The organism is Bacillus sp. FSL L8-0199 (assembly GCF_038005705.1).
Classification (GTDB): Bacteria; Bacillota; Bacilli; order Bacillales; family Bacillaceae_G; genus Bacillus_A; species Bacillus_A cereus.
This window is the reverse complement of record NZ_JBBOTS010000001.1, coordinates 5097726-5122115: the sequence shown is the minus strand read 5'-3', so window position 1 is coordinate 5122115 and position 24390 is coordinate 5097726. Positions and strand designations below refer to the sequence as shown.

Below are 24390 nucleotides of genomic sequence, written 5' to 3'. Positions count from 1 at the left end.
ACATGTCGTTAAAAGTAACAGATGCACAACGTGAAAAGCTGAAAGCTTGTATAGCCTTATTCGGTGCCAGTGGTGGAGGTAAAACATTAACTTCTTTAATCCTGGCATATGGAATGATGAAAGAAGCTTATCCTGATTTACCAGAAGAAGAATTGTGGAAGAAGATTGGTGTTATCGATACGGAGCACAAACGTTCACTTCTTTATGCAAACAATACAATTAAAGGTTACAAGATTGGTAGTTTTAAATATGTTGAACTCGATGCTCCATATTCTACAGTGCGATACCAACAAGCGATTGAATTATTAAAGAAAAGTGGTTGTGAGGTTGTTATTGCAGATAGTCTTTCACATGCTTGGGAAGGTATCGGAGGTATCTTGGACCAGCAACAAGATTTAGGTGGGCGTTTTCAAGATTGGAAAACAATGAAGCCGGTTATTAAAGAGTTCATTAAATCACTTACAGAAAATGATGTTCATATTATCGCTACGTTACGTACTAAACAAGAATATCAAGCTGAGCGTGATGATAATGATAAGCTTCAAATTCGTAAGTTAGGATTAAAACCAATTCAGAAAGATGATTTGGAGTATGAATTCATGATTGTTCTACGTATGGAGCAAAATCATACAGCTACACCAACTAAAGATAATTCTAATTTAATAAATGAAAATGGTGAATTAATTAAGCCGGAGCATGGTGCAATCATTTATAAATGGTTAGAACTTGGTGTAGATGTAAGAGCGGAGCAAGAAAATGAAAGAAATGCTCTTATTACAAAAATTATAGAGATTGTTGAATCCAGTGATGAAGCAGCGAAGATGCTAGATGAAATTGAGTTTAAAACAAAACAAAAACTCCAAGATTTCAATCTTAAATATTTAAGTGCTGCTTTAGATAGATTACAAGTTTTTAACAACAAGGAGGAAAAATAATGTTTACAGTAGATCATGAACAAGCTAAAGGATTTGAGCAAGTTAAGCCAGGAGAATATGAGGTAACAGTTGTTAATTATGAATTAAAAAAAGCTGAATCCGGAAACAACATGATTGTTGTGGATTATGAAATTCGTAGTGATGTAGACCAGGCATTCCAAGGACAGAAGCTTTTATTCGATAATTTTGTTGTAACTGAAAAATCACTGTGGAGATTACAAGCAATTTCTAAAGCTGCAGCATTTCCAACAGGAATGAAATTCGCTTCTTACAAGGAATGGGCAGATACTCTTTTAAATAAACATCTTCGTGTAGTAGTTGGTGAGCGTGAATATAACGGTAAAAAATATCCGCAAGTAAATGGGTTTAAAGAATCGGAAGCATCGGCTCCAAGTACTGGATTTACAGTTTCGGATGAGGATGTTCCGTTCTAAAAGTTAATTAACAAGATTCAAATAGGAGGGAGCTACTAACGGCTCCCTTTTCCAAAGGGAGAAAATCAAATGAGATATAAATTTAATCAAATACCGGCAGAGCTTAAAAACACTCCTCATTGGATCTTATGGCGGTCAGAAGTAAGAAACGGTAAGAAAACAAAAGTTCCTTATCAAATCAATGGGGAAATGGCTCAATCAAATAATAAACGGAGCTGGTCAACGTTTCCGACGATCATAAAATTCTATGAACAAGGAGATTATGACGGAATTGGGTTCATGTTTTCAAAGGACGATCCATTCATTGGGATAGATATTGACCATTGTATTCAGGAAGGTGCTCTTACAAGTTTAGCTGAGGATGTTATTGAAATCGTAAATAGTTACACGGAATACTCACCAAGTGGTGATGGTATCCACATCATTGCAAAAGGTAAGCTGCCATTAAAAGGACCAGGTACAGGACGGAAAAATGTTGATATAGGATTAGAAGTGTACAGACATGGACGCTATTTTACTTTCACCGGTGATTGCTTGGATCAAGTTCCTGTGGAAGATAGAACAGAAGAATTAAAAGTCTTATTTGAGAAGTATTTGAAAGAAAAGCCAAAGCCGGAAAAGAAACAAAACGCTACTTCATTCGAACGAGAAGATATTACTAGTTTATCGAATGCAGAATTATGGGAGCGAATGTTTGATAGTAAAAGCGGTGCAGCCATTAAAGATTTATTCCAGGGCATGTTGATTAACGGAGATCATTCTTCAACTGATATGGCTTTATGCAATCATTTAGCGTTTTGGACGGATAAAGATGCTGCAAAGATGGATTCAATGTTTAGAGAGTCTTCCTTACTTCGTGAGAAGTGGGATAAACCACATTCAAGTGATGGCCGTACATATGGCCAAATGACAATTGATACAGCAATTCTTTCAACTCCTTCCACAATAGCTGATTATGAACCGCCTGAAGAGAAAAAGTATGAAGTTTACATTTCTGATAACTCAATTGAAGATACTGAGGAAATTATCGATGAAACACCAAAGTTTCATTTAACTGAGTTAGGAAATGCTGAACGTATCGCATATTATCATGGCGAAAATGTTCGGTATTGTAACGAGTTGGAATGGCTTATATGGAACGGTAAGCATTGGCATGAGGATAGTAAGAGACAAATTGAAGCTATCACGGCCAAAACGTTAAGAGCTATATATGGAGAAGCAAAGGCTACAGAAGATAAATATCAATCAAAGTTACTGCATGATTGGGCTAAGAAGTGTGAAAGACGGTCAATTAGGATAAATAGCATATTGGATGTAAGACCGATGGTATCAGTGAAAAAGAAAGAATTAGATGCTCATAACTTTTTATTTAACTGTGATAACGGAGTTATCGATTTAAAGACTGGTGAATTATTACCACATGACCGTGACTTGTTATTAACAAAGATTTCTCCAATCAAGTATGACAAAAATGCTGAGTGTCCAAACTGGAAAGCTTTCTTGGAAAGTATTTTTAAAACACCTACAGGTGAAGCGGATCATGAATTAATTAACTACCTGCAGAAAGCTATTGGTTATTCATTAACCGGTGTAACAAAAGAACAAGTAATGTTTTTCTTATTTGGTAATGGCCGTAATGGTAAGTCTACTTTTATTAATATCATCCAGGATCTACTCGGTGATTATGGAAGACAGACAAACAGTGACACTTTCTTAAAAAAGAGAAATGATTCAGGAATCAATAACGATGTGGCCAGATTAGATGGAGCTCGTTTTGTATCGGCTGTTGAGAGTGAAGAAGGACAACAATTATCTGAAGCCCTGGTGAAACAAATCACCGGTGGTGAGAAAATGTCAGCTCGTTTCTTACGCCAGGAATATTTCGAGTTTACACCAGAGTTTAAGGTTTTCTTCACTACCAACCATAAACCAATTGTTAAAGGTTCGGATGAAGGTATTTGGAGAAGGATTATGCTTATTCCTTTTACCGTAACTATACCTAAAGACAAGATTGATTATGATCTACCAGATAAATTAGCAAAGGAAATGCCTGGTGTTTTGCGGTGGGCTGTTGAGGGCTGCATGAAGTGGCAGGCCGAAGGGTTGCGTGCTCCTGAAGCTGTGAAGGCAGCGACCGCAGAATATCGTGAAGATATGGATATATTGGCTCCCTTCATAGATGAAAATTGTACGATACATCCTACAGAGAGAATTGAAGCGAAGCTACTATATGAAAATTATACAAAGTGGTGTTATCAAAATAATGAATTGGATTTAAAGAATCGTGCTTTTTATCGTCAATTAGAAATTCGTGGATTTAAAAAAGAAAAAGGTGCGAAAAACAAAACTTTCATTATTGGTATGACATTAAACAATTATGCTAGTGCGAGTTTGTTTTCAGCGGATGATAAAGAGGAGAAAAGTAACATAACTCCTATAAATAGGAAAAAGATTTGATATTGGGTTACTAAAGGGTTACTGAACTTATTTTTTAATAACCCATATAAATGTTGTTATATCAATGGTTTATAGCTTATGGGTTATTAAGGTTACTGAGTTTCCTATAACAGCCTATAAGAAAATAAATAAATAAAAAAATAATATATATATAGGGCTTTAATAGAAAAACGAGTAACTTTAGTAACCCTGATAACCTAAATGAGTCTTGAACCCCTGATACGACTGGCTTTTTAGTGGGTTACTGAATAAAAAACTTAGTAACCCTCGATAACCCATTAATAAAAGAGGTGTAATATGCATCCAAAACAGATATGTGCTGAGGTTCAATCGATGGGAGCGAAGCTCGTTCTTGATGGAAATGATTTATACATTGAGAACCATGAAAAGGTTGCTCCTGAAATTGAATCAGTTATTAAGGAATACAAGCTACGTATTATTAAATATTTGCAAGGGAATTATTCGGACCAAGATCATGCAGTAAAACAAACGATAGATAAAATTATTAATTTTTTTATCGGTGTTGAGCAAGACATAAATCCAAAAATTAATGATTGGTTTAATCATGATGAAGCTGCAGCAAGATTGGTTATGGAATTAACGTTAAACTTTTCACTTAATGGTTGGTTATATGTAAAAGAATCTGTGGCCAACTATGAAAATAAATTAACGGACGAGCTTTCACAAGAAATATTCAATCGTGCAATGTTGCATTTTAGGAAGGTGAAATAAATGCCAGCAATTCATTATCGATATTCAGAAAAAGAATTGAAAGAAATACTGGATACATTAGAAATCATGGTGGATACAAGAGAACAGAAAAACCAACATGTACTTGATTATTTTCGTAAAAAGGATGTTAAATTCAGACTTAGAAAAATTGATACGGCTGATTATTCAGCGGTAATTCCTAAGAATCCTGAAATGGGTATTACACGAGATATTTATTTAAGTGCTGGGGTAGAACGTAAAAATGGTGTAGATGAATTAGTTCAATCGATTAAAGATCGTACAAGGTTTGAAAATGAATTGATTCGCGCCGCTAAACATCCATTTGTGCTACTTGTGGAGGATCTAAAAGGTTATCAAAAAATATTAAAAGGTGAGTATATAAGTCAATACAAACCTGAAGCGTTACTTGGTAGTTTAAAAACATTTGAAGTGCGATATGGCTTTTCAACAGTATTTATTGAGCCTGCTACAACCGGTAATTACATATATCATCATTTCTTATACATGGCTCGTGAGTATCTAAAGAAAGGTGTCATATGATGAAAACTAAAACAATTAAAGGAGAAATAAATCATGACTAAAATTCAATTGAACGTTTTATTCAAGAAAATGCAAAAGGATGATAAAAAGGAAGTTTTAATGTTCCATGTATTAAGTGATGAATTACCACATGCTGACGAATTATTAAAAATGCCAGGTACTATTGTTCATCTAACTGTGGAGAAAAGTGAAGTTGAACCAATCGGTGCTGAATTTGTTTCTATTCAACGTGATAGCAAGAAAACAGTTCTTAAATTCAATGTAAAAGGTGATACAAAAGATAAGATTAATAAGCTTTATCCATTTGCTGGTGAAAATGTTTCTATTACTCTTGAGCCTTCTCAAATGTCTATTGATGAATTTTACGAAGAGTAAATATAAGTCCTGGGCTTCGGCTCAGGATATTAATCTTGTCGACATGTTTCGACATAAAAATGACCGTCAGAATCATAGTAATTTGAAGTTTTATTTCTTTCTGAATCCAAATAGATGTACAAGCGTTAAAGTGTCTTAGAAAGGTAAAGAAACGTGTTTTATGAGATTTGAAGTTTCGTAGTAGAAATGGAGGCGATTAAGTGACTTATTTACAACAAATTAAAGAAATATCATCTAAATTACCTTTACCAGTGCTGCAAGACATCAATAATCGAATACGAGATTGGATTGTAAGTGGTGGAAATGAAAATGACGAATATATTGGCCAACAATTACGATTTGCCCAAAACTATTTGAAATTGCATGGCTAGTAAAAATAATTGTGGAAGATCCAAAGAAAGTAGGTGAATCATCATTTGTTTAACTGGCTGAAGGTATATCAAGAATTAGAACAGGATATTGCGTATCTAGATTACAACTTAGATAAAACAAAAGCTGAATTAAAACGCTGGGTCAGTGGTGATTTGCGAGAAGTACGTTTAACTGCTGAATCGGAAGGTGCAAAGGTAGAAGAACGTATTGAAGCAATTGAATATGAATTAGCACACAAAATGAATGATATGTATAAACTGAAAAAATTAATTAATACGTTCAAAGGATTGGAACATAAAATTGCATATCTTAAGTATGTGGAGGGCATGACATTAGAAAAGATTGCTGAAGAACTTAACTACAGTTCACAGTACATTTACAACAAACATGCTGCCATGAGAGAAAAGGTTGAGTACTCAAATAGAACTTAACATTTACTTAAGGTAAGTAATCATTATACAAACCCTTGAAAAAATGAATTATAGTAATAACATAAGATTTTGACGAAAGGGCAACTGGTGCACGGTTGCTCTTTTATTATGTCTATATATAATGGTGACAAACATTACCAACTACATTATGATTAGTGTCGGAGGGATGTTTGAATGAGTACTGAACAAAAGGTTAGTGAGCAAGTTTTACACATTACACAACAAGATACAATTATTAATGACATGGATGTATTTAATGAATTGAAGAGAAGGGTTGATTTAACTAGAAGATCAAGGATAAAAGCTTCAGGTAGATTAAGAGAGAAACATGAGTTTTTCGAAAAAACCTCATACTTCTATTCTTTAGTAGTTTTACTTTTGTCTATATGGTTTATTGATGGAGAAGGAAATATAACAAAAATATTGCTAATATCTTCTTTATCATTAACATTTTTCACTATGTTTTTGGGAGTTAAAAATTATAAGGAACGTGCTAGTAATTTTGAAAATAACTATCAACAATTAAATGTGTTATTAAATAAACTGCAAAGATTAGAAGCTAATCCAAGTTCAATCACTCAAGTTAAATTAAAGGAGCTTCACCGAGATTATGAAAAGTTAATTTTGGAAAAAGAAAATCATATTAGCGTTGACTATATGACATGCAAGCCTGAACATGAAAAGAAATATAAAATGGAAATATTATTGTATAAATTTAGAGAGGGATTTAAAAAATACACCTTGCTCTTTTTACCATTAATATTACTAATGATATTTTTATATAAGAGTATATGAAATATTTGAAGCATTCCTTAGGGAGTGCTTTTTATTATGTGAAAATTATATAGGTGGTGTAGATACAAAATGGAAGATGTTATTGGTGATATTGTGTTAATAATTTCTGTAGTATTTTTATTTGTTTCTATAGTGCTAATGGCTATCAATAAATAATTATAAGGAGAGTGAAACAAAATGATTACTGAAGTTAGAAAAACAATATCAGGTACTGAGTATTGGGATAATGAAGAAAAGCGAAGTTTATTTGTTCCTACAGGTGAAGAACCAGGATTCAAAGTAACTGCAAATCCTAAGAGTATGATTGCTAAATTTGCTGACGATAAAGTGATTGATGTTAAAGTAACTGAATTAGAGGATATGACAGTGAAAGAATTACGTGAACATGCTGCATCGATTAATGTTGAGATACCAGCTGATGTTAAAAAGAAAGAAGACATCATTAAGTTACTATCATGAAGTACTGTGCTGAGCAAGGCTGCAAGACATTAATCGATAAAGGACGATACTGTCTCAATCATAAACGTAAACGAAATAAGACAGTTGTCTATTCAAAGAACAGATCATTCTATCGTACAAAAGCCTGGCAAGATTTAAAGTCATTCTGTTATCAAAGAGATAAAGGATTGTGTCAACGATGTGGAAGGTTTGTGTTTGGTAAGCAAGCACATCATCATCATATTGTTCCAATTAAAATCAATCCTTCATTAAGATTAGATCCAGATAATATTGATACACTTTGTTCTAGGTGTCATCCGATTGTAGAAAGAGAAACAAATGAAAAATACCAGGAAAAGAAAAAGTTCGACTGGAAACTATAAGCCCCCCTATTAAAAAAAGAAAAGCTGGCCTTATGGGGGGATAGGGAGTGGGGGTGCAAACGCGCACCTCAAAATGATTTTTTGAAAAAAATTCGTTTTTTTAGGTGGTGATTTAAGGAATGGCCAGAAAATCGAAGGTCGTAATTGAAGCTGAAAAGAAAAAAGAATTAGAAGCGCAGCGTATTATGGATGTTTTGGTTGAAGCCGGAACTTATTCGCCAGCGCTCGATCCATTGATTGAAGTTTATCTTGATGCAGTTGAGATATACAGCGTCAAATATGGATTATGGAAGAATTCCAACTTTCCAACAGTCCAAAAAACAAAGAATGTAAATGGTGATGTGAAAGAATCAAAGCATCCATTGGCTCAACAAGTCGAAGTTTGGTCTAAGCAAAAAGCGAAATATTTGGGGCAATTAGGACTAGACGGAAAGAACAAAGATTTAATCAAAAAAAGTGGGGTTCTTCTCGAAAAAGGAAAAACAGAAAAAGAGCCCACGGAGCCTAGTGATAGCAATAAATTATTACAATTTAGGCAGAGGTTAAATAGATGATTGATTTTGAAACAAATTACGCTGATATATTCGTTTCTGAAGTAGATGCAGCCCCACACTTATATCCTGATTCTATTAAGTTAGCTATCAAACGATATAAGAAATGGAAGAAACGAAAAGATATTTGGTTCGATGTTGAAAAAGCGAATGCGATGATTTATTTCACTGAAACATTCTTAAAACATGCAAAAGGAAAATGGGCAGGGCAGCCATTAATTTTAGAGTCCTGGCAGAAGTTCTACTTTGCTAACATTTATGGATGGCAAAAATATAATGAAGATGGTAAAGCGGTGCGAGTAATTCGTACGGCTTATTTGCAGGTTCCCAAGAAAAACGGAAAAACAATCATGGGCGGTTCACCAGTCATTTATGCGATGTACGGAGAAGGTGTAAAAGGCGCTGATTGTTATATTTCCGCGAATACTTTTGAACAATGTCAAAATGCAGCCGGGCCAATTGCATTAACGATTGAAAATAGTCCTGATTTACGTCCGGATACACGTATCTATAAAGGTAAAGAAGACACGATTAAATCAGTTAAGTACACATTTGTGGAAGACGATATTAAATATGCAAATGTAATCAAGGTTCTTACAAAAGATAACGCTGGTAATGAAGGTAAAAACCCGTATATCAATTATTTCGATGAAGTTCATGCTCAAATGGACCGTGAACAATACGATAACTTACGTTCAGCGCAAATTGCCCAAGAAGAACCACTCAACATCATCACTTCCACAGCAGGGAAGAATACAGGCTCGCTTGGAACTCAAATTTATACTTATGCAAAAGATGTTTTGAGTAATGATAAAGATGATTCTTGGTTCATGATGATTTATGAGCCAAATAAAAAGTTTGATTGGGAAGACCGAGACGTTTGGCGAATGGTTAATCCAAATATGGATGTATCAGTTAACATGGAGTTTCTTGAAAATGCATTTAAAGAAGCTCAAAATAACAGCTTTAATAAGGCTGAGTTCTTATCAAAGCATTTGGATGTATTCGTTAACTATGCAGAAACATATTTTGATAAAGATCAGCTTGATAAAATGCTCGTTGATTATTTAAAAGATGTGGAAGGTTTAACTTGTGTTGTCGGTGTGGATTTATCAAGGCGTACGGATTTAACTTGTGTTTCGATAAATATTCCTACATACGATGATGAAGGAAATGCGATATTAATCGTTAAGCAAATGTATTTTATTCCTGAGTTTGGAATTGAAGATAAAGAGCAGCAAAGAAATGTTCCTTATCGTGCATTAGCTGAAAAAGGATTTGTTACAATTTGTCCTGGTAAAACAGTTGATGAAGAAATGGTCAATCAATATGTGGAATGGGTATTTGAGAACTTTGATTTACGTCAAATAAACTATGATCCAGCACTTGCTGAAAAACTCGTTGAAAAGTGGGAAATGCTTGGGATTCAATGTGTGGAAGTTCCACAGTATCCAACTCATATGAATGAACCATTTGATGACTTCGAAATCTTATTGCTTCAGGACCGAATTAAAACAGATAATCCTTTACTTATTTTCTGTGCAAGCAACGCAAAAATAATTACAAATATAAATAATTTAAAAACACCATCTAAACGTAAATCACCAGAGCATATTGATGGATTCGTGGCCATGTTAATTGGCCATAAAGAAACATTGAATATGATGGAAGATGCTATTCCAGATGAAGATTACGATGAATATTTAGATGATATTTATAGATAGAAAGGCGGTGAGAAATTGGGTTTAAAGGATAGGCTTTCAAATTTTTTAATTAAACAAGCTGAAAAGCGTGGTTTATTCGAAGACATTTTCAATAATGTTGTTCGATATGGTGGTAGATATGCAGGTGATGATAATATCTTGGAATCAAGTGATGTTTATGAGTTGTTACAAGATATAAGTAATCAAATGATGTTGGCTGAGATTGTTGTAGAAGACAAAGACGGTAAGGAAATTAAAAATGATTCAGCTCTTAAAGTTTTAAAGAATCCAAATAATTATCTTACACAGTCTGAATTCATTAAGTTAATGACTAATACCTATTTACTTCAAGGTGAAGTCTTTCCAGTGTTGGATGGTGACCAATTACATCTAGCATCTAATGTTTATACAGAATTGGATGATAGATTGATAGAACATTTTAAAGTGAATGGTGAAGAAATTCCATCATTTATGATTCGTCATGTGAAGAATATAGGTGCCGATCACCTAAAAGGTAAAGGTATTCTTGATTTAGGTAAGGATACTCTTGAAGGTGTTATGTCAGCTGAGAAAACTTTAACTGACAAGTACAAAAAAGGTGGATTACTAGCATTTTTACTTAAGCTAGATGCTCATATTAATCCGCAGAATGGTGCACAGTCCAAATTAATTAAAAAGATTTTAGATCAATTGGAATCCATCGATGATGCAAGGTCAGTCAAAATGATTCCACTCGGAAAAGGATATTCAATAGAGACACTTAAAAGCCCGCTAGACGATGAAAAGACCTTAGCATATCTAAATGTATACAAAAAGGATTTAGGTAAGTTTTTAGGCGTAAATGTGGACACATATACAGCCTTGATTAAGGAAGACCTTGAACAAGCAATGATGTATTTGCATAACAAGGCAGTTAGACCAATAATGAAAAACTTTGAAGACCATTTGAGTCTTCTTTTTTTCGGAAAAAATTCGGACAAACGTATTAAATTCAAGATTAATATCCTTGATTTTGTTACTTATAGCATGAAAACAAACATTGCTTACAACATTGTCCGGACAGGAATTACATCGCCAGATAATGTTGCGGATATGCTTGGATTCCCTATGCAGAATACACCTGAATCACAAGCGATTTATATTTCAAATGACTTATCAAAAATTGGTGAGAAACAAGCTACAGATGATTCATTGAAGGGAGGTGATGGAAATGGCAAAGACAAAGGAAACACGGACATTTGACATCACTAAATTAAGTACCAGAGATGCTACGGAAGAACAACCTTCCAAGATAACTGGTTATGCAGCCGTGTTTAATTCAAAGACAACTATTGGTGGATGGTTTGATGAAGTTATTGAACCTGGTGCATTTGCTCGTTCTCTTTCTGAGAATAGTGATATTAGAGCGTTATTCAATCACAACTGGGATAATGTCCTGGGTAGAACGAAAAGCGGTACATTGAGACTAGAAGAGGATGAAAAAGGACTTAAATTCGAAATTGAATTACCTAATACATCTGTTGGTCGAGATTTAGCTGAGAGTATGTCCAGGGGCGATATTAATCAATGCTCATTTGGATTTTGGATAACCGAAGAGAATTGGGATTATAATGTTGAACCAGCATTAAGGACCATTAAAGAAGTAGAACTTTATGAAATATCGGTTGTTTCAATACCAGCTTATGACGATACGGAAGTATCTTTAGTTCGTAGCAAAGAAATTGGCAAAGAAATTGGACAACGAATGAAAATGATTAAACAAATAAATCAAATCTTGGGGGAAAAGTAAAATGAACAAACAATTATTATTAGCATTACAAAAACGAAGCAATGAAAGATTAGTAGAATTACGTACACAAGTTGAAAATCCTGAATTACGTGCTGAAGACTTACCAGCAATTCAAGAAGAAATTGATGAAATTAACAAGCAATTACAAGACGTTGCTGATGCTTTAGCTAACCTTGAAGATGAGGGTGAAGGTGACGAAGGCGACGAAGAAGGAGATGAAGGTTCTGGCGATGCTGGCACTGAAGGTTCTGGTGAAGGTGGAGAAGGACGTTCTGGAAATCCAGAAGGGAATGCAGGTGTAAGTCCGGAACAACGTCAAGCAGCAATGTCAGCTATTAAATCAGCATTATCTACTCGTAATGCAAAATCAACTAAAGCGAAGGAAAAAGAAATTCGTTCAGCATTTGCTAACTTTGTTGTTGGTAACATTTCAGAAATGGAAGCACGTGCATTAGGTATCGAAGCAGGTAATGGCTCAGTTACAGTTCCAGAAGTCATTGCTAGTGAAATTATTACTTATGCTCAAGAAGAAAACTTCTTGCGTCGACTTGGTCAAGGTGTAAAAACAACTGGTAATATGAAATATCCAATTTTAGTTAAGAAGGCTACAGCGCAAGGTCATAAGAAAGAACGTACAGGTTCAAATCCAATCCCTGAAACAGACATCGAATTCGATGAAGTATACCTTGAACCTACAGAATTTGATGCATTAGCAACTGTAACGAAAAAATTATTAAAACAATCAGGTTTACCAATTGAACAAATTGTCATGGATGAATTAAAGAAAGCTTATGTTCGTAAAGAAGTCCGTTATATGGTTCATGGTGATGAAACTGATAATGTCAATCCAGGGGCACTAGCTAAAAAAGCAGTAGAGTATAAACCAACAGCAGAGGATGTTGAATTATATGATCAACTTGTTTCAATGAAAAATAGTGTGCCAAAAGTTGTTCGTAAAAAAGCTCGCTGGGTACTTAATACAGCAGCAATTACAAAAATTGAGAAGATGAAAACTAAAGATGGTTTCCCATTATTAAAACCTTTAGAACAAGCTCAAGATGGTTGTGATTACAAGTTATTGGGATACCTTGTGGAAGAAGAGGAAGAAATCAGTAAAGAAGGACAAGAAGATACACCTATTTTCTATTTTGGCGACTTCTCTTCGTTTAAAATTCAAGATGTTACTGGTTCACTAGAATTAGAAGTATTAAGAGAACTATTTACTAATACAAACCGAGTAGGGTTTAAGTTGTATTCATTACTTGATGCACAACTAATCTATTCACCATTTGAACCAACAGTTTATCGTTATGAAGTGAAAGCAACAACTGGAGCTTAATATGGATGAATTAATTGAGAAATTAAAATCTCATATTCATTGGGAAGAGGGCATGGATGAATCTATGCTCTCTTTTTATATCACTCAGGCAAAGACTTATGTAAAGAATGCGACAGGCAAACAGACCGAATATCTAATTATCATGGTCGCCGGCATTTTCTATGATTACAGGGTCGCTGAAAAAGAATTGGAACAGGCTTTAGATGCTTTAACACCGATGTTTGTCCAGGAGGTTTATGCGGATGAAGAGGAAGACGAATAAACTCAAATGGATGGGAGATTTACTCAAATTAGGGGAAACAATTGATCCAGAAACAGACCGTCCTGTTATGGGATATCCATTAGAACGGAAAATTCGATATAACAACATTGGAGTTACGGCTACTGATAAATTTACAACGAAAGATACGAATGAAATTGTAAAGAAAATTGAAGTCCGTATTGATCGAGAGATTGAAAACAATCAAAAGGATTACCGTGTAAAAGTTGGTGGCCGTATTTATAATATCGAACGCATTTATGTAAAAGAAGAAGACCGATTGATGGAGGTATCACTATCTTATGCAAATTAGTTTTCAAGAATTACGAGACATCATGAAGAAATCAGAAATCCCAGTATATCGTGACGAAGCTCCTACAACGGCAAAGTACCCTTACATTGTGTATGAATTTGTGAATGAACAACATAAACGCGCATCATCAAAGGTTATGAAGTCAATGCCACTGTATCAGATTGCAGTTATTACAGATGGTACAGAAAAAGATTACGAACCATTAAAGGCTGTATTTAATGATGCAGGCGTGTCCTATTCTCAATTTGATGGAATGGGTTATGACGAGAATGACGATACGATCACGCAGTTTATAACGTATGTGAGGTGCATTCAGTAATGGCTAGTAATAATAATGGTTTTGCTGATGCCTTAGAAGATATTAATACATTACTTAGGGTTAATAAACAAGTAGAAAAGCAATTTTTAGAAGAAGCGGCTAATTATTTTATTAGCAAGTTAAAACCAAAAATTAAATTGTCCAATAAGAACAAGAAAACTCACTTAAGAGAAAGTTTGAAAGTCGTTGTGAAAAATGATCTTGTATCTGTGGAATTCGAAGATGAAGCTTGGTATTGGTATCTATATGAAAATGGTCATAAAAAAGTAAATGGCAAAGGTCGTGTGAAAGGAAAACACTTTGTTCAGAATACCTTTGATGCAGAAGGCGATAAGATAGCAGAAATTTTAGCTCAAAAAATAGTAAACAAAATGGGAGGATGATACAAATGGCAGCAACAAAAGAAAAAGAACTATTGTATCCAGTAGGTATTGAGTCGTTGTATATTGCAATGATGGAAGGCGGTAAAGATACGAAAGCTCAGATTCCTACTTATGATAAGGAAATCTATCAAATGGATAATATCGTTGAGATTGGTATTGCAGGTAATAGTACAGTAACTCAAAAGTGGGCATCTAATAAATTATTTGTTAATGCAAGTAAAAACTCAAAGTACACATTATCTTTAAGTCACGTAGCCTTACCACAAATCGTTAAAGATGCAATTTACGGTTATCTTGCTGAAAAAGGTGTTGTATTCAACAAGGCAACATTAAAAGAGTTTCCGATGTTTGCAGTTGGCTTTGTAGCCCCTTTAAGTGACGGTTCACGTATTGGTCGTTGGTATCCTCGTGTACAAGTTACACCAGGTGAAGAGAAATTTACTACCACAACGGAAGAAGCAGAAATTCAAGATCAAGCGTTAGCTATGGAAGCTACTCCCTTGTTATTTAATGATGTAACAGAAGTAGACTTTTCGGAAGCTCGTTCTTCAGCAACTGGTATTACTGTTGAGGATTTCATGAAACAGGTTATCTGTGATAAGTCACAATTAGCAGAATTGGGTGGAACTACAGGACAATAAGGAGTGATAATATGGCACGTTTAAGTGATTTAGTTAACGTTGATATAAATTTAAATAAAATTAAAATACAGGGAGTTGAAATTCCTGTTATTTTTACATTCGAATCATTCCCTTATGTGGAAGAATCTTATGAGAAACCATATCATGAGTTTGAAAAAGAAATGAATGATATGTTGGCAAAAGGAGAATTCAGTTTAGGAGAACAAGAAGCAAAACTGATGCGCTCGTTGATTTATGCAATGGTGCGAAGCGGCGGAACAGAGTGTACACCAACCGAAATTAAAAATGCTATTCCACTTTATGATGTACCAGGTATTTTCCAAGTAGTATTTGAAATCTTTAACGGTCAAAACTTCCAAATTGAAGATATGGAGAAGTTGAAGAAAGAAAAAAAGTAAAGAACATACTGAATGAAAATGAAGAATCTCAGTCCGAATTGGATTGGGATTTTTATTTTTATGTCGGTAATACGTTGCTTGGTTTAAGTATGGATGACTTTTGGAAAATCACTCCTAATCATTTTTTAAAACAATACATTATGCATCTTAGATACAACAACCCTGAAGCACTTGAAGAGAAAGCAGTAAAACCACAAAGGGTTTATTTAGATCAGACTCCATTTTATTAAGAAATGAGGTGAAAATATGCCAGGGAATAAAGAAAGAAATGTTGTTCTTAATTTTAAAATGGATGGTCAAGTTCAGTATGCTCAGACATTGAAACAAATTAACATGGTTATGAATAACGCAGCAAAAGAATACAAGAATCATATTGCAGCAATGGGGCAAGATGCCACAATGACTGATAAATTAGCAGCTGAAAAGAAGAAGCTTGAGATACAAATGGAAGCCGCTAAAAAGCGTACATCAATGTTACGTACAGAATTTGAAGCAATGTCTAAGGATACTAATACAACCGCCGAACAGCTCAATAAAATGTACGGTAAATTACTGGATGCCGAACGTGCTGAAACTTCTCTTAATAATGCAATGAAAAGAGTAAATGAAGGTCTTTCAGAGCAAGCGATTGAAGCGCGAGAAGCACGTGGAGATATGGAGAAACTTGAAGCTAATACTAAACAACTAGAAGCTGAACAAAAGCGACTAACAAGCTCATTCAAGCTTCAAAATGCCGAACTAGGAGCGAATGCTAGTGAAGCAGATAAATTGGAATTAGCACAGAAACAGTTACGTCAGCAAATGGAAATGACTGATAGAGTCGTCCACAACTTAGAGCAACAATTAAGTGCAGCAAAGCGTGTGTATGGTGAGAATTCTACAGAAGTGCAGCAACTTGAAACGAAGTTAAATCAAGCTAAAACTACGCTGAAACAATTTGAGAATTCTTTGCATAGTGTTGGTCAAAGTGGTTCACAAGCCGCAGATGGTATGGAGCAACTAGGGAAGAAATTAGACTTGCACAATATGATGGAAGCTACTCAAATACTTCAAGGAATGTCTCAACAGTTAATTGAACTTGGTAAAGCCACAGTGGGTATAGCGATAGATTTTGATAGGTCTCAAAGGAAAATACAATCTTCATTAGGATTAACTCAAAAAGGTGCAGAGAATCTCGGTAAGATTTCAAAAGATGTGTGGAAAAAGGGATTTGGTGAAAGTCTTGAAGAGGTCGATAATTCATTAATCAAAGTCTATCAAAATATGCGTGATGTTCCCTACGATGAGTTACAAATGGCATCAGAAGATGTTTTAACACTTGCTAAAGTCTATGATGTTGATTTAAACGAGGCTACGAGAGGTGCAGGACAGTTAATGTCGCAGTTTGGTTTATCTACACAAGAAACATTTGATTTACTCGCTGCAGGTGCTCAAGAAGGTTTAAATTATTCAGATGAGTTGTTTGATAACCTTTCTGAATATGCGCCGTTATTTAAACAAGCAGGATTTAGTGCTGATGAAATGTTCACCATTCTTGCGAATGGGACAAAAAGTGGTTCATACAATCTCGATTACATTAATGACCTTGTAAAAGAATTCGGTATTCGTGTACAAGATGGATCTAAGGGTGTATCTGAAGGATTTGGTGATTTATCTGAAGAGACACAAAAAGTATGGGAATCATTCAACGAAGGAAAAGGAACCGCAGCGGATGTATTTAACGCTGTATTAGGTGACCTTCAAAAGATGGATGACAAAGTAAAAGCAAACCAGATTGGTGTTGCTTTATTTGGTACTAAATGGGAAGACATGGGCGCAGAAGCTGTACTAAGTCTGAATGATGTTAATGGTGGTCTTGGTGATGTAAATGGCCGAATGGAAGAAATGAAAAAGCTCCAGGAAGAATCACTTGGACAACAATTTCAAAAAGCATTACGTGAAACACAAGCAGCTTTTGAGCCCGTTGGAAAGAAACTAGCTGAGTTAACTAAAGCTGTCTTACCACCATTGGTCAATGGAATTAAATCTGTAGTTGATTGGTTCACTAAATTACCGGGACCAGTTCAAAATTTTGTTTATATTTTTGCTGGATTAATAGCTGTAGTAGGTACTTTAGCACCCATCATTGCTGCGGTTGTAGTATCAGTTGGGGTATTAGGTACAACAATAGGGGTTGTTATTGCAGTTATTGCTGGTCTTGCCGCGGTAATAGCAGGCGTTATTTGGGCCATACAGAATTGGGGACAGATAACCGATTGGCTTTCCGAAAAATGGTCGCAATTTAAAGATTGGTTTGGTGAATTGTGGGATAGCATAGTTCAAACGTGTGAAGATGCCTGGTCTTCCACAGTTGAATACTTTTCTGAAGCGTGGGCTTCATTCTTAGAAATGTGCCATTCATTTTTCGACCCAATAGCTCAATTTTTCAGTGATTTATGGTCTGGAATCGTTGAAACAGCGTCGTCTTGGTGGGCTTCCTTAGTGGAAACAGCATCTCAATTATGGGGAACATTAGTACAAGCGTGGCAAGATACGTGGAATACAATACTCACCGTCTTAGATCCAATTATTTCGGCGATATCTGTCGTTTTAGAAGCAGGTTGGTTATTAATACAGGCAGGTACTCAAATTGCCTGGGCCTTAATAAGTAAATATATTATTGATCCGATTACTGAAGCGTACAACTGGTGTAAAGAAAAGCTAGGTGATTTAGGCAATTGGATACTTGAAAAGTGGGAAACTATAAAATCTTATACACTTGCAGCATGGAATTTGGTAAAAGAGTATGTTATTCAACCGGTTCAAGAATTGTGGAATACAACAAAGCAAAAACTTGCAGATTTGGCTAACTGGATTTTATCAAATTGGGAATCTATAAAATCCTATACGCTTACGGCGTGGAATTTAGTGAAAAAATATGTGATTGATCCAGTAACTGAAGCCTATAATTCAGCTAAGCAAAAATTTACTGATTTATATAATTCAGCGAAAGAAAAATTTGATGCAGTGAAAAATGCTGCACAAGAAAAATTTGATGCTGCCAAGCGTAACATCATTGATCCAATAAAAGAAGCGGTTGGAAAAGTAGAAGAGTTTGTGGGTAAAATCAAAGGATTCTTTGATAATTTGAAGCTGAAAATCCCTAAACCTGAAATGCCAAAGCTTCCACATTTCAGTCTGCAGACTAGTTCTAAAACAATTGCAGGTAAAGAAATCTCTTATCCATCAGGCATCAATGTGGACTGGCGTGCTAAAGGTGGTATCTTTACTCGTCCGACTATTTTTGGAATGAACGGTGGCAACTTACAAGGTGCAGGAGAAGCTGGACCAGAGGGTGTTTTACCTTTAAATGAGAAAACACTTGGTGCAATCGGTAAAGGTATCGCTGATACTATGCCACAAACCAATGGTGATATTGTGGTTCATGTTTATGTGGACTCTGAAGAATTAAATACAAAACTTGCTCCTGGTATGAGTAAGCAGCTAAATCAAAACAATAGAATTAGCGCTCGTGGTCAAGGGGTGATTATATGATTACATTAGATGATAAATATAGACTTGAAGATTTTGGTTTTATATGTGAGCCGGGCTATGAGGATTCTATTACACCTATTTTTGATCGTAAGACTTATAGTATTCCTGGTGTGGAGGGCGTTATTCCTTTTGGAACTGAAGTGAAGGAGAAACCTTTCTCATATCCGTTGATGATTATGGAAAGGTTTCATACAGAAATGCAAAGTAAGTTTGAGAAATTTACGGACTTTTTTTTTGATAAGTACGGAAATCCAAGAAAAATTAAGATGGTCCGTGATTATGACCCAGGTAAATTTTATTATGTAGAATTAGCACAACAAATTACGCCAGATAGACTACCTGAAGATGGGAAGTTTGTATTACCTTTAGTTGCATATGACCCACGTGGTTATTCTATTGTCAAAAGTACAGATAAAATTAAATGGGGTACACGTATACCTTTTTCTACACAAATACCATTTAATCATAAAACCTCTCAATACACGGTTAACGAACCGCAAATATTGAGTGTATATAATAATGGTTCGTTAGTAGTACGACCTGTTATAGAGGTTGTTGGTAGCGCAAAATCAGCAACTCTTACTATCAATGGTGAGAGTTTTTCTTTTGGTGATTTAAATAATGAAACTTTATTTATTAATGCAGCAACATATACAGTTATGAAAAATGGTAAAAACCATCTCTTTAATACGGTTGGTAATCTTGAAAAACTCGACCTATTTCCAGGTGAAAATACAGTAAGAATAGGTGGAACAAATTTGAACTTAAAAATAACATTCGACTTTCGAGGGAAATACAAATAAATAGGTGGTGGAATAGATGGCAGATGCGCCTTTAGTTTTATTAAATGATGAATTACCAGAAGGTGTTGGGAAAATAAATCAAGGTATTGATAATGCTAATCAAGCTTTAAGAAAATCATATAAAGCGGAAGTCAATTCGCATACCGCAATAGAGAACGCAATAAATGCAAGTTCGAAAGCTGATAATGCTGTATCTGGTGTAGTAAATGTTCAAAAACAGATTGATGAACTTGTTGTTTCTGGTGATTCGTCAGTTGAAGCGGCACAAGCTAGAGTGGATACTGACGGTAACTCAGCTAGTTCTTTAAAAGAAAGATTAGATAACGACTATATTTTTCTATTGGAGTCTAAGCCCAGTGGGGATTTAATTTTCAAAAATTCTACTAAGGGTCCATTATATTCGGCGCATAGTGGAGTGAGTAGGATTGCCCCTGAAAATACGATTCCAGCCTTTGAGTTAGCAGGTAAATTAGGGTACAAACTCACTGAAGCCGATGTTAGGGTTACTGCGGATGGGAAATTTGTTATTTTACACGATGAAACATTAGAAAGAATGACAGGATCTCTTGGTAAAGTTCAGAACATGACTTTAGCAGAGATTAAATCTTTAAATGTAATTGGTGGGAATAGAATAAATGAATATATGGGGACGAAAATACCTACTTTAGAAGAGTTTTTACAAGTTTGTAGCAAATGGAATATGATACCAATCATAGAATTGAAACAAATAAATAATGATAGTGATATTAATTCGTTTGTTTCAGCTTTAGAACAAACAGGATTTCTACAAAATTGTGCTGTAATATCATTTTCAAGATATTACCTAGAAAAAATAAGAGAAGTTAGTAACAAAATTTATGTTGGGCTGATTCTTGGGACAATCACTAATGATGATTTAGCTTTTACAAAGCGCTTAAAGAATTCTTTTATTCATGTGGAATATACAGCAGCTACGTCTTCTAATATCAAATTAGCGCATGCTCAAGGTTTAAAAATAACAACCTGGACGGTAAATGAATTAAATAAAGTAGATAAATTAGTTGAAGATGGTATTGATAGTATTACCACAGATATTTTGTTGTGAAGTTAGGTGAGATAATTGACATTCTATGATAGGTTCAAATCATTTGATTATGCTGAAAAAATTGCAAAATATACGTATTTAACAAAATCTAATACTGTGCAAAATAATACATTTACTTTTGATTCGAAAACAGGAATCGTTCATATATTAACAGATACGACAAAAGCTGGTTACATTTACGATTCCTTTGATAAATTAGTAGTTGGCGATATAATTGAAGTCGCATGTGAGGTTCGTAGTATAAATGGGGAGCTTCCTAAAATATCATTCGATGAATATTACAATGATACATCATATTCGAATATAGAATCTGTCTCAATAAATAAAAAATATGAATGGGCGGAGTTCACATCTAAACTTGTATTTAGAAATGCGAAGGGAATGAATAAGGCTCGTGTTACAGTTGGATTGCCAACATTAGAAGCTGGAGAATTCCAATTACGCAATTTACGTATTAATGTAAAAACACAACGGAAATTCGAGTTAGAAACGTATGTGCCAATTAATAAAGGATATGAAATTAGAAAAAATAATGGTAATTGGGAGATAAGGGATGATTTTTACAATAGTGGAGGTACTGTTTCTTTGCCTGATCCATACACAATCCGAATTACGTATACTGAACCATTTACAGGAAAGAGACCTATTCCACAAGCTACTCCTGACTTCTTTTTGTCCAGCGGAAAATACATTATTCACGCTGGAAATTCTATCAAAACATCTGTAGATATAAAGATTTTTGATAAAACTACTGATATAGGTTTAAATTTAGACAATGTTGAAGAAGGTACACATTTTAGTCTTATGGTACTTGGGTAGGAGAGTGATTATATGTTAAAACTCTATAATAAACAACTACAGTTAAAGGCATATTTAGAGAATGCTTTTAAAATAAGTTATGAGCAGCAGTTCAATTCAATATGGACGGCTGCTTTTTCATTACCTTTAAACGATTTAAAAGATAAAGAAATAACCGCATTTGATTTCCTTGAACTATTTGATAATGGTAAACGTATAGGAATGTTTCGTATTCTTCCTAAAGAGACTGTGAAAAATGAGAATACAAAAACAGTAACGTACAAATGTGAGCACGTTCTAGCTACTTTACTTAGTGACGTGCTTTTTCGTTATCATCAATTATCAAATTATACAACCAGGGAAGTACTTGAATATTTACTGAGCCAACAAGAAATTAAACATTGGCGACTAGGGAAATGTGATTTCATTAGGTATTTTCATTACAGTTGGGAACACGAAAATACAGTATTGGGGCCAGTGTTTAGTGTGCCAAAACCATTTGATGAACCGTATGAGTGGACATGGGATGATTCGATTGGCAATTACCCTTGGACATTAAATCTTGTGAAAGTAAGTAATGAAATAACTGGTGAAATAAGATATAGAAAGAACCTTAAAGGTATTCGTAAAGAGGAAGATCCTACAGATATCATTACTCGATTGTATTGTTTAGGGTATGGTGAAGGAGTTAACCAATTGGATATCTCAAAAGTGAATCCTACAGGTAAACCGTATATTGAAGCACCACAACATATTATTGATAAATATGGTATCCACAAGTATATATGGGCGGATAAACGATTCGAAAATGTAGACACGTTATTTAGTTCAGGACAAGCAATGTTAAATAAAAAATGCATTCCAAAAGTTTCTTATTCTGTAGAATCTATCGATTATGAGTTGATTGACCCATATAAATTGGAAAAATACGAAGTTGGAAAGTTGATTCGGATTAATGATGAAGAATTAGGAATTGAAGTAGATGTACGTTTAATGAAGAAAAGTAAATCTGATGTTACTGGTAATCCGTTAAATATGAGTTTGGTGATTGGAGATCCTATTGAAGATTTAGGGACAACACAAGCTGATTTGGAGCGTAGGCAAAAGATTAATGAGACATATTCACAAGGTGCTACAAATATTGATTCACACGATTATAACGATAATTGTGACCCTGAAAACCCAGCTGTAATTAAGTTCTTTTTACCAGAAGATCTGGTGAATATAAACTCTCTTATACTGACATATGAGATTGAAGAATTTAGGGCGTATAGTAAAGCAACTAAAGGTGGAGGAGCAATTGTGGAATCTACATCTGCAGGTGGAGCTGTTGTAAATTCAACCAGTGCAGGTGGTGGAGTTGTAAACTCGACTTCAAGCGGAGGAGGATCTACTCAAACTTCTAGTTCTGGTGGAGGAAGTACACAAACTTCTACTTCAGGTGGTGGTGGTTCATTTACTAGTGAAGCAGGTGGAGGTGCAGTTCCAAGTACAACACAAAAATCATTTGCAGAGATGCATTTAATGTCTGGTGTTCCACAAAACAGTGTAGGTTCAGAGAATTGGGGATACCATTTACATGAGGTTGTTATCCCTGGTGATGCTTTTTCACATAGTCATACGGTTAATGTGCCATCGCATAAACACCAAGTGAATATACCAGCACATTCTCATAGTGTTACTATACCGGCACATACACATAGTGTGCAAATTCCCGATCATACACATCAAATTAGTATTCCGAATCATACGCATGAAATTAATATCCCAAATCATACGCATACTATCAGCTTGCCTGACCATATGCATGATATTCAGCATGGTATTTACAAGTTATCAGAGAAGCCAAGTAGAGTAACAGTAAAGGTAGATGGAAATATAGTCCCTGTGGATTCTACATCAGCGCAGAATATTAATCTTATTCCTTATCTTTCTAAAGATGGTGGAGGGAAAATAGAGCGTAACAAGTGGCATGAGATAACTATTACACCGGATAAATTAGGACGAGTAAATGCTAATATTATTTCACGTTTATTCATTCAATCACGTATAGGAGGTACATTCTAATGAAAACAATTGAAATCCATACACAAGGTGGACTAAAACATAAAATACAAACTGAAATGTACGATGCACAAGTACTTAATGATCAGTTAAATAGTAATGATTTAATCACGGTATTGATTGGTGATTTCATTATTCAACGTATTGATGTAAAACGTATTATTCCATTAAGTATTTCTGATGTGGAAGGTACTAAAAAGGTAGAGGTTCATACAAATGGTGGGAAAGTAATTGAGATTACAACAAACGATTATGACCCGATTTTCTTAAATGAGCAATTGAACAGTAATAATACAATCACAGTCGTAATTGGCGACTACATCTTCTCTAGAATCGATGTAAAGCAAGTTGTTCCTGTTAAAGAAGGACCAAAAGAACCAGGAGGAACGGAAGATAGTAGCACAACTGAACAAACGGAACCTAAAGAACAGTAATAAATTGTTCTTTTTATTTTGAAAAGAGATGGATATATGCTATTTAAAACTTATTAAATCAATGTCGATATGATATATACATTATC

27 protein-coding genes and 1 pseudogene are annotated in these 24390 nt (G+C 34.7%); all 28 read left to right on the top strand.

Translation table 11 applies throughout. From position 1 onward, the window contains the following. Positions 1 to 2: 2 nt before the first annotated feature. The 28 genes and pseudogenes from NST86_RS26580 to NST86_RS26445 all read left to right on the top strand — a co-directional run bounded on the left by NST86_RS26580 (position 3) and on the right by NST86_RS26445 (position 24304). Positions 3 to 935 carry an AAA family ATPase gene (locus NST86_RS26580; RefSeq protein ID WP_340934680.1) on the top strand — a complete coding sequence of 311 codons (933 nt, stop codon included), beginning with the start codon at positions 3 to 5 and terminating at the stop codon, positions 933 to 935. Further along, positions 935 to 1369: a DUF669 domain-containing protein gene (locus NST86_RS26575; RefSeq protein ID WP_016109502.1), complete on the top strand. Its 435-nt coding sequence runs from the start codon at positions 935 to 937 to the stop codon at positions 1367 to 1369. The genes NST86_RS26580 and NST86_RS26575 overlap by 1 nt, the downstream gene beginning before the upstream one ends. Before the next feature lie 69 nt (positions 1370 to 1438). Continuing rightward, positions 1439 to 3826 carry a phage/plasmid primase, P4 family gene (locus NST86_RS26570; protein WP_340934678.1) on the top strand — a complete coding sequence of 796 codons (2388 nt, stop codon included), beginning with the start codon at positions 1439 to 1441 and terminating at the stop codon, positions 3824 to 3826. A gap of 297 nt (positions 3827 to 4123) precedes the next feature. Continuing rightward, positions 4124 to 4558 (top strand): hypothetical protein, encoded by a 435-nt coding sequence (locus tag NST86_RS26565; RefSeq protein WP_340934676.1) that lies wholly within the window; start codon positions 4124 to 4126, stop codon positions 4556 to 4558. Further along, positions 4559 to 5098: an ERCC4 domain-containing protein gene (locus NST86_RS26560; protein ID WP_086389740.1), complete on the top strand. Its 540-nt coding sequence runs from the start codon at positions 4559 to 4561 to the stop codon at positions 5096 to 5098. It begins immediately after the preceding gene. A gap of 33 nt (positions 5099 to 5131) precedes the next feature. After that, positions 5132 to 5470 (top strand): annotated as a pseudogene (locus tag NST86_RS26555) (hypothetical protein); the annotation flags it as partial. A gap of 203 nt (positions 5471 to 5673) precedes the next feature. Beyond that, positions 5674 to 5844 (top strand): DUF6877 family protein, encoded by a 171-nt coding sequence (locus NST86_RS26550; protein ID WP_340934673.1) that lies wholly within the window; start codon positions 5674 to 5676, stop codon positions 5842 to 5844. Between the two features lie 45 nt (positions 5845 to 5889). Further along, complete coding sequence (locus tag NST86_RS26545) at positions 5890 to 6276, top strand: hypothetical protein (RefSeq protein ID WP_340934670.1); 387 nt, start codon at positions 5890 to 5892, stop codon at positions 6274 to 6276. A 174-nt stretch (positions 6277 to 6450) separates the two neighbouring features. After that, positions 6451 to 7071, top strand: coding sequence for an SLATT domain-containing protein (locus tag NST86_RS26540; protein ID WP_199717428.1), 621 nt, complete (start codon positions 6451 to 6453; stop codon positions 7069 to 7071). A 177-nt stretch (positions 7072 to 7248) separates the two neighbouring features. Then, positions 7249 to 7530, top strand: a complete 282-nt coding sequence (locus tag NST86_RS26535; RefSeq protein ID WP_199717427.1) for a hypothetical protein — start codon at positions 7249 to 7251, stop codon at positions 7528 to 7530. Then, positions 7527 to 7892 carry an HNH endonuclease gene (locus NST86_RS26530; protein WP_199717426.1) on the top strand — a complete coding sequence of 122 codons (366 nt, stop codon included), beginning with the start codon at positions 7527 to 7529 and terminating at the stop codon, positions 7890 to 7892. Before NST86_RS26535 ends, NST86_RS26530 begins: the two co-directional genes overlap by 4 nt. Positions 7893 to 8011: 119 nt before the next feature. Next, positions 8012 to 8446: a P27 family phage terminase small subunit gene (locus NST86_RS26525; protein ID WP_016084503.1), complete on the top strand. Its 435-nt coding sequence runs from the start codon at positions 8012 to 8014 to the stop codon at positions 8444 to 8446. Continuing rightward, positions 8443 to 10167 (top strand): terminase large subunit, encoded by a 1725-nt coding sequence (locus NST86_RS26520; protein ID WP_340934666.1) that lies wholly within the window; start codon positions 8443 to 8445, stop codon positions 10165 to 10167. The genes NST86_RS26525 and NST86_RS26520 overlap by 4 nt, the downstream gene beginning before the upstream one ends. A 15-nt stretch (positions 10168 to 10182) precedes the next feature. After that, positions 10183 to 11388: a phage portal protein gene (locus tag NST86_RS26515; RefSeq protein ID WP_340934664.1), complete on the top strand. Its 1206-nt coding sequence runs from the start codon at positions 10183 to 10185 to the stop codon at positions 11386 to 11388. Continuing rightward, positions 11357 to 11935, top strand: coding sequence for an HK97 family phage prohead protease (locus NST86_RS26510; RefSeq protein ID WP_340934662.1), 579 nt, complete (start codon positions 11357 to 11359; stop codon positions 11933 to 11935). The genes NST86_RS26515 and NST86_RS26510 overlap by 32 nt, the downstream gene beginning before the upstream one ends. A 1-nt stretch (position 11936) precedes the next feature. Further along, positions 11937 to 13274: a phage major capsid protein gene (locus NST86_RS26505; protein WP_340934659.1), complete on the top strand. Its 1338-nt coding sequence runs from the start codon at positions 11937 to 11939 to the stop codon at positions 13272 to 13274. A gap of 1 nt (position 13275) precedes the next feature. After that, positions 13276 to 13536: a head-tail connector protein gene (locus NST86_RS26500; protein ID WP_340934657.1), complete on the top strand. Its 261-nt coding sequence runs from the start codon at positions 13276 to 13278 to the stop codon at positions 13534 to 13536. Continuing rightward, the gene (locus NST86_RS26495; RefSeq protein ID WP_340934655.1) at positions 13517 to 13846 is read left to right on the top strand and encodes a hypothetical protein; all 330 of its coding nucleotides are present in this window, start codon (positions 13517 to 13519) and stop codon (positions 13844 to 13846) included. Before NST86_RS26500 ends, NST86_RS26495 begins: the two co-directional genes overlap by 20 nt. Beyond that, entirely contained in the window at positions 13836 to 14165 is a 330-nt protein-coding gene (locus NST86_RS26490; protein ID WP_340934652.1) for a hypothetical protein, read from the top strand. The genes NST86_RS26495 and NST86_RS26490 overlap by 11 nt, the downstream gene beginning before the upstream one ends. Further along, entirely contained in the window at positions 14165 to 14548 is a 384-nt protein-coding gene (locus tag NST86_RS26485; RefSeq protein ID WP_340934649.1) for an HK97-gp10 family putative phage morphogenesis protein, read from the top strand. Before NST86_RS26490 ends, NST86_RS26485 begins: the two co-directional genes overlap by 1 nt. Before the next feature lie 5 nt (positions 14549 to 14553). Beyond that, positions 14554 to 15189, top strand: a complete 636-nt coding sequence (locus NST86_RS26480) for a major tail protein (protein ID WP_199690491.1) — start codon at positions 14554 to 14556, stop codon at positions 15187 to 15189. 11 nt (positions 15190 to 15200) lie between these two features. Further along, positions 15201 to 15587, top strand: a complete 387-nt coding sequence (locus tag NST86_RS26475; RefSeq protein ID WP_100909983.1) for a hypothetical protein — start codon at positions 15201 to 15203, stop codon at positions 15585 to 15587. Between the two features lie 246 nt (positions 15588 to 15833). Next, positions 15834 to 19121 carry a phage tail tape measure protein gene (locus NST86_RS26470; RefSeq protein WP_340934643.1) on the top strand — a complete coding sequence of 1096 codons (3288 nt, stop codon included), beginning with the start codon at positions 15834 to 15836 and terminating at the stop codon, positions 19119 to 19121. Continuing rightward, positions 19118 to 19924 carry a phage tail domain-containing protein gene (locus NST86_RS26465; protein ID WP_340934641.1) on the top strand — a complete coding sequence of 269 codons (807 nt, stop codon included), beginning with the start codon at positions 19118 to 19120 and terminating at the stop codon, positions 19922 to 19924. The genes NST86_RS26470 and NST86_RS26465 overlap by 4 nt, the downstream gene beginning before the upstream one ends. A gap of 16 nt (positions 19925 to 19940) precedes the next feature. After that, entirely contained in the window at positions 19941 to 21008 is a 1068-nt protein-coding gene (locus NST86_RS26460; RefSeq protein ID WP_340934639.1) for a glycerophosphodiester phosphodiesterase, read from the top strand. 15 nt (positions 21009 to 21023) lie between these two features. Further along, positions 21024 to 21827 carry a hypothetical protein gene (locus NST86_RS26455; protein WP_340934637.1) on the top strand — a complete coding sequence of 268 codons (804 nt, stop codon included), beginning with the start codon at positions 21024 to 21026 and terminating at the stop codon, positions 21825 to 21827. A 12-nt stretch (positions 21828 to 21839) separates the two neighbouring features. Next, complete coding sequence (locus NST86_RS26450; RefSeq protein ID WP_340934635.1) at positions 21840 to 23873, top strand: phage tail spike protein; 2034 nt, start codon at positions 21840 to 21842, stop codon at positions 23871 to 23873. Continuing rightward, positions 23873 to 24304, top strand: a complete 432-nt coding sequence (locus NST86_RS26445; protein ID WP_340934632.1) for a hypothetical protein — start codon at positions 23873 to 23875, stop codon at positions 24302 to 24304. Before NST86_RS26450 ends, NST86_RS26445 begins: the two co-directional genes overlap by 1 nt. Positions 24305 to 24390 lie beyond the last annotated feature (86 nt).

What these genes read in the sequence shown, in the direction of transcription:
- NST86_RS26580 (WP_340934680.1), top strand. Translation starts at nt 3, where the DNA reads ATGTCGTTAAAAGTAACAGATGCACAACGTGAAAAGCTGAAAGCTTGT.
- NST86_RS26575 (WP_016109502.1), top strand. Translation starts at nt 935, where the DNA reads ATGTTTACAGTAGATCATGAACAAGCTAAAGGATTTGAGCAAGTTAAG.
- NST86_RS26570 (WP_340934678.1), top strand. Translation starts at nt 1,439, where the DNA reads ATGAGATATAAATTTAATCAAATACCGGCAGAGCTTAAAAACACTCCT.
- NST86_RS26565 (WP_340934676.1), top strand. Translation starts at nt 4,124, where the DNA reads ATGCATCCAAAACAGATATGTGCTGAGGTTCAATCGATGGGAGCGAAG.
- NST86_RS26560 (WP_086389740.1), top strand. Translation starts at nt 4,559, where the DNA reads ATGCCAGCAATTCATTATCGATATTCAGAAAAAGAATTGAAAGAAATA.
- NST86_RS26540 (WP_199717428.1), top strand. Translation starts at nt 6,451, where the DNA reads ATGAGTACTGAACAAAAGGTTAGTGAGCAAGTTTTACACATTACACAA.
- NST86_RS26535 (WP_199717427.1), top strand. Translation starts at nt 7,249, where the DNA reads ATGATTACTGAAGTTAGAAAAACAATATCAGGTACTGAGTATTGGGAT.
- NST86_RS26530 (WP_199717426.1), top strand. Translation starts at nt 7,527, where the DNA reads ATGAAGTACTGTGCTGAGCAAGGCTGCAAGACATTAATCGATAAAGGA.
- NST86_RS26525 (WP_016084503.1), top strand. Translation starts at nt 8,012, where the DNA reads ATGGCCAGAAAATCGAAGGTCGTAATTGAAGCTGAAAAGAAAAAAGAA.
- NST86_RS26520 (WP_340934666.1), top strand. Translation starts at nt 8,443, where the DNA reads ATGATTGATTTTGAAACAAATTACGCTGATATATTCGTTTCTGAAGTA.
- NST86_RS26510 (WP_340934662.1), top strand. Translation starts at nt 11,357, where the DNA reads ATGGCAAAGACAAAGGAAACACGGACATTTGACATCACTAAATTAAGT.
- NST86_RS26505 (WP_340934659.1), top strand. Translation starts at nt 11,937, where the DNA reads ATGAACAAACAATTATTATTAGCATTACAAAAACGAAGCAATGAAAGA.
- NST86_RS26500 (WP_340934657.1), top strand. Translation starts at nt 13,276, where the DNA reads ATGGATGAATTAATTGAGAAATTAAAATCTCATATTCATTGGGAAGAG.
- NST86_RS26495 (WP_340934655.1), top strand. Translation starts at nt 13,517, where the DNA reads ATGAAGAGGAAGACGAATAAACTCAAATGGATGGGAGATTTACTCAAA.
- NST86_RS26490 (WP_340934652.1), top strand. Translation starts at nt 13,836, where the DNA reads ATGCAAATTAGTTTTCAAGAATTACGAGACATCATGAAGAAATCAGAA.
- NST86_RS26485 (WP_340934649.1), top strand. Translation starts at nt 14,165, where the DNA reads ATGGCTAGTAATAATAATGGTTTTGCTGATGCCTTAGAAGATATTAAT.
- NST86_RS26480 (WP_199690491.1), top strand. Translation starts at nt 14,554, where the DNA reads ATGGCAGCAACAAAAGAAAAAGAACTATTGTATCCAGTAGGTATTGAG.
- NST86_RS26475 (WP_100909983.1), top strand. Translation starts at nt 15,201, where the DNA reads ATGGCACGTTTAAGTGATTTAGTTAACGTTGATATAAATTTAAATAAA.
- NST86_RS26470 (WP_340934643.1), top strand. Translation starts at nt 15,834, where the DNA reads ATGCCAGGGAATAAAGAAAGAAATGTTGTTCTTAATTTTAAAATGGAT.
- NST86_RS26465 (WP_340934641.1), top strand. Translation starts at nt 19,118, where the DNA reads ATGATTACATTAGATGATAAATATAGACTTGAAGATTTTGGTTTTATA.
- NST86_RS26460 (WP_340934639.1), top strand. Translation starts at nt 19,941, where the DNA reads ATGGCAGATGCGCCTTTAGTTTTATTAAATGATGAATTACCAGAAGGT.
- NST86_RS26450 (WP_340934635.1), top strand. Translation starts at nt 21,840, where the DNA reads ATGTTAAAACTCTATAATAAACAACTACAGTTAAAGGCATATTTAGAG.
- NST86_RS26445 (WP_340934632.1), top strand. Translation starts at nt 23,873, where the DNA reads ATGAAAACAATTGAAATCCATACACAAGGTGGACTAAAACATAAAATA.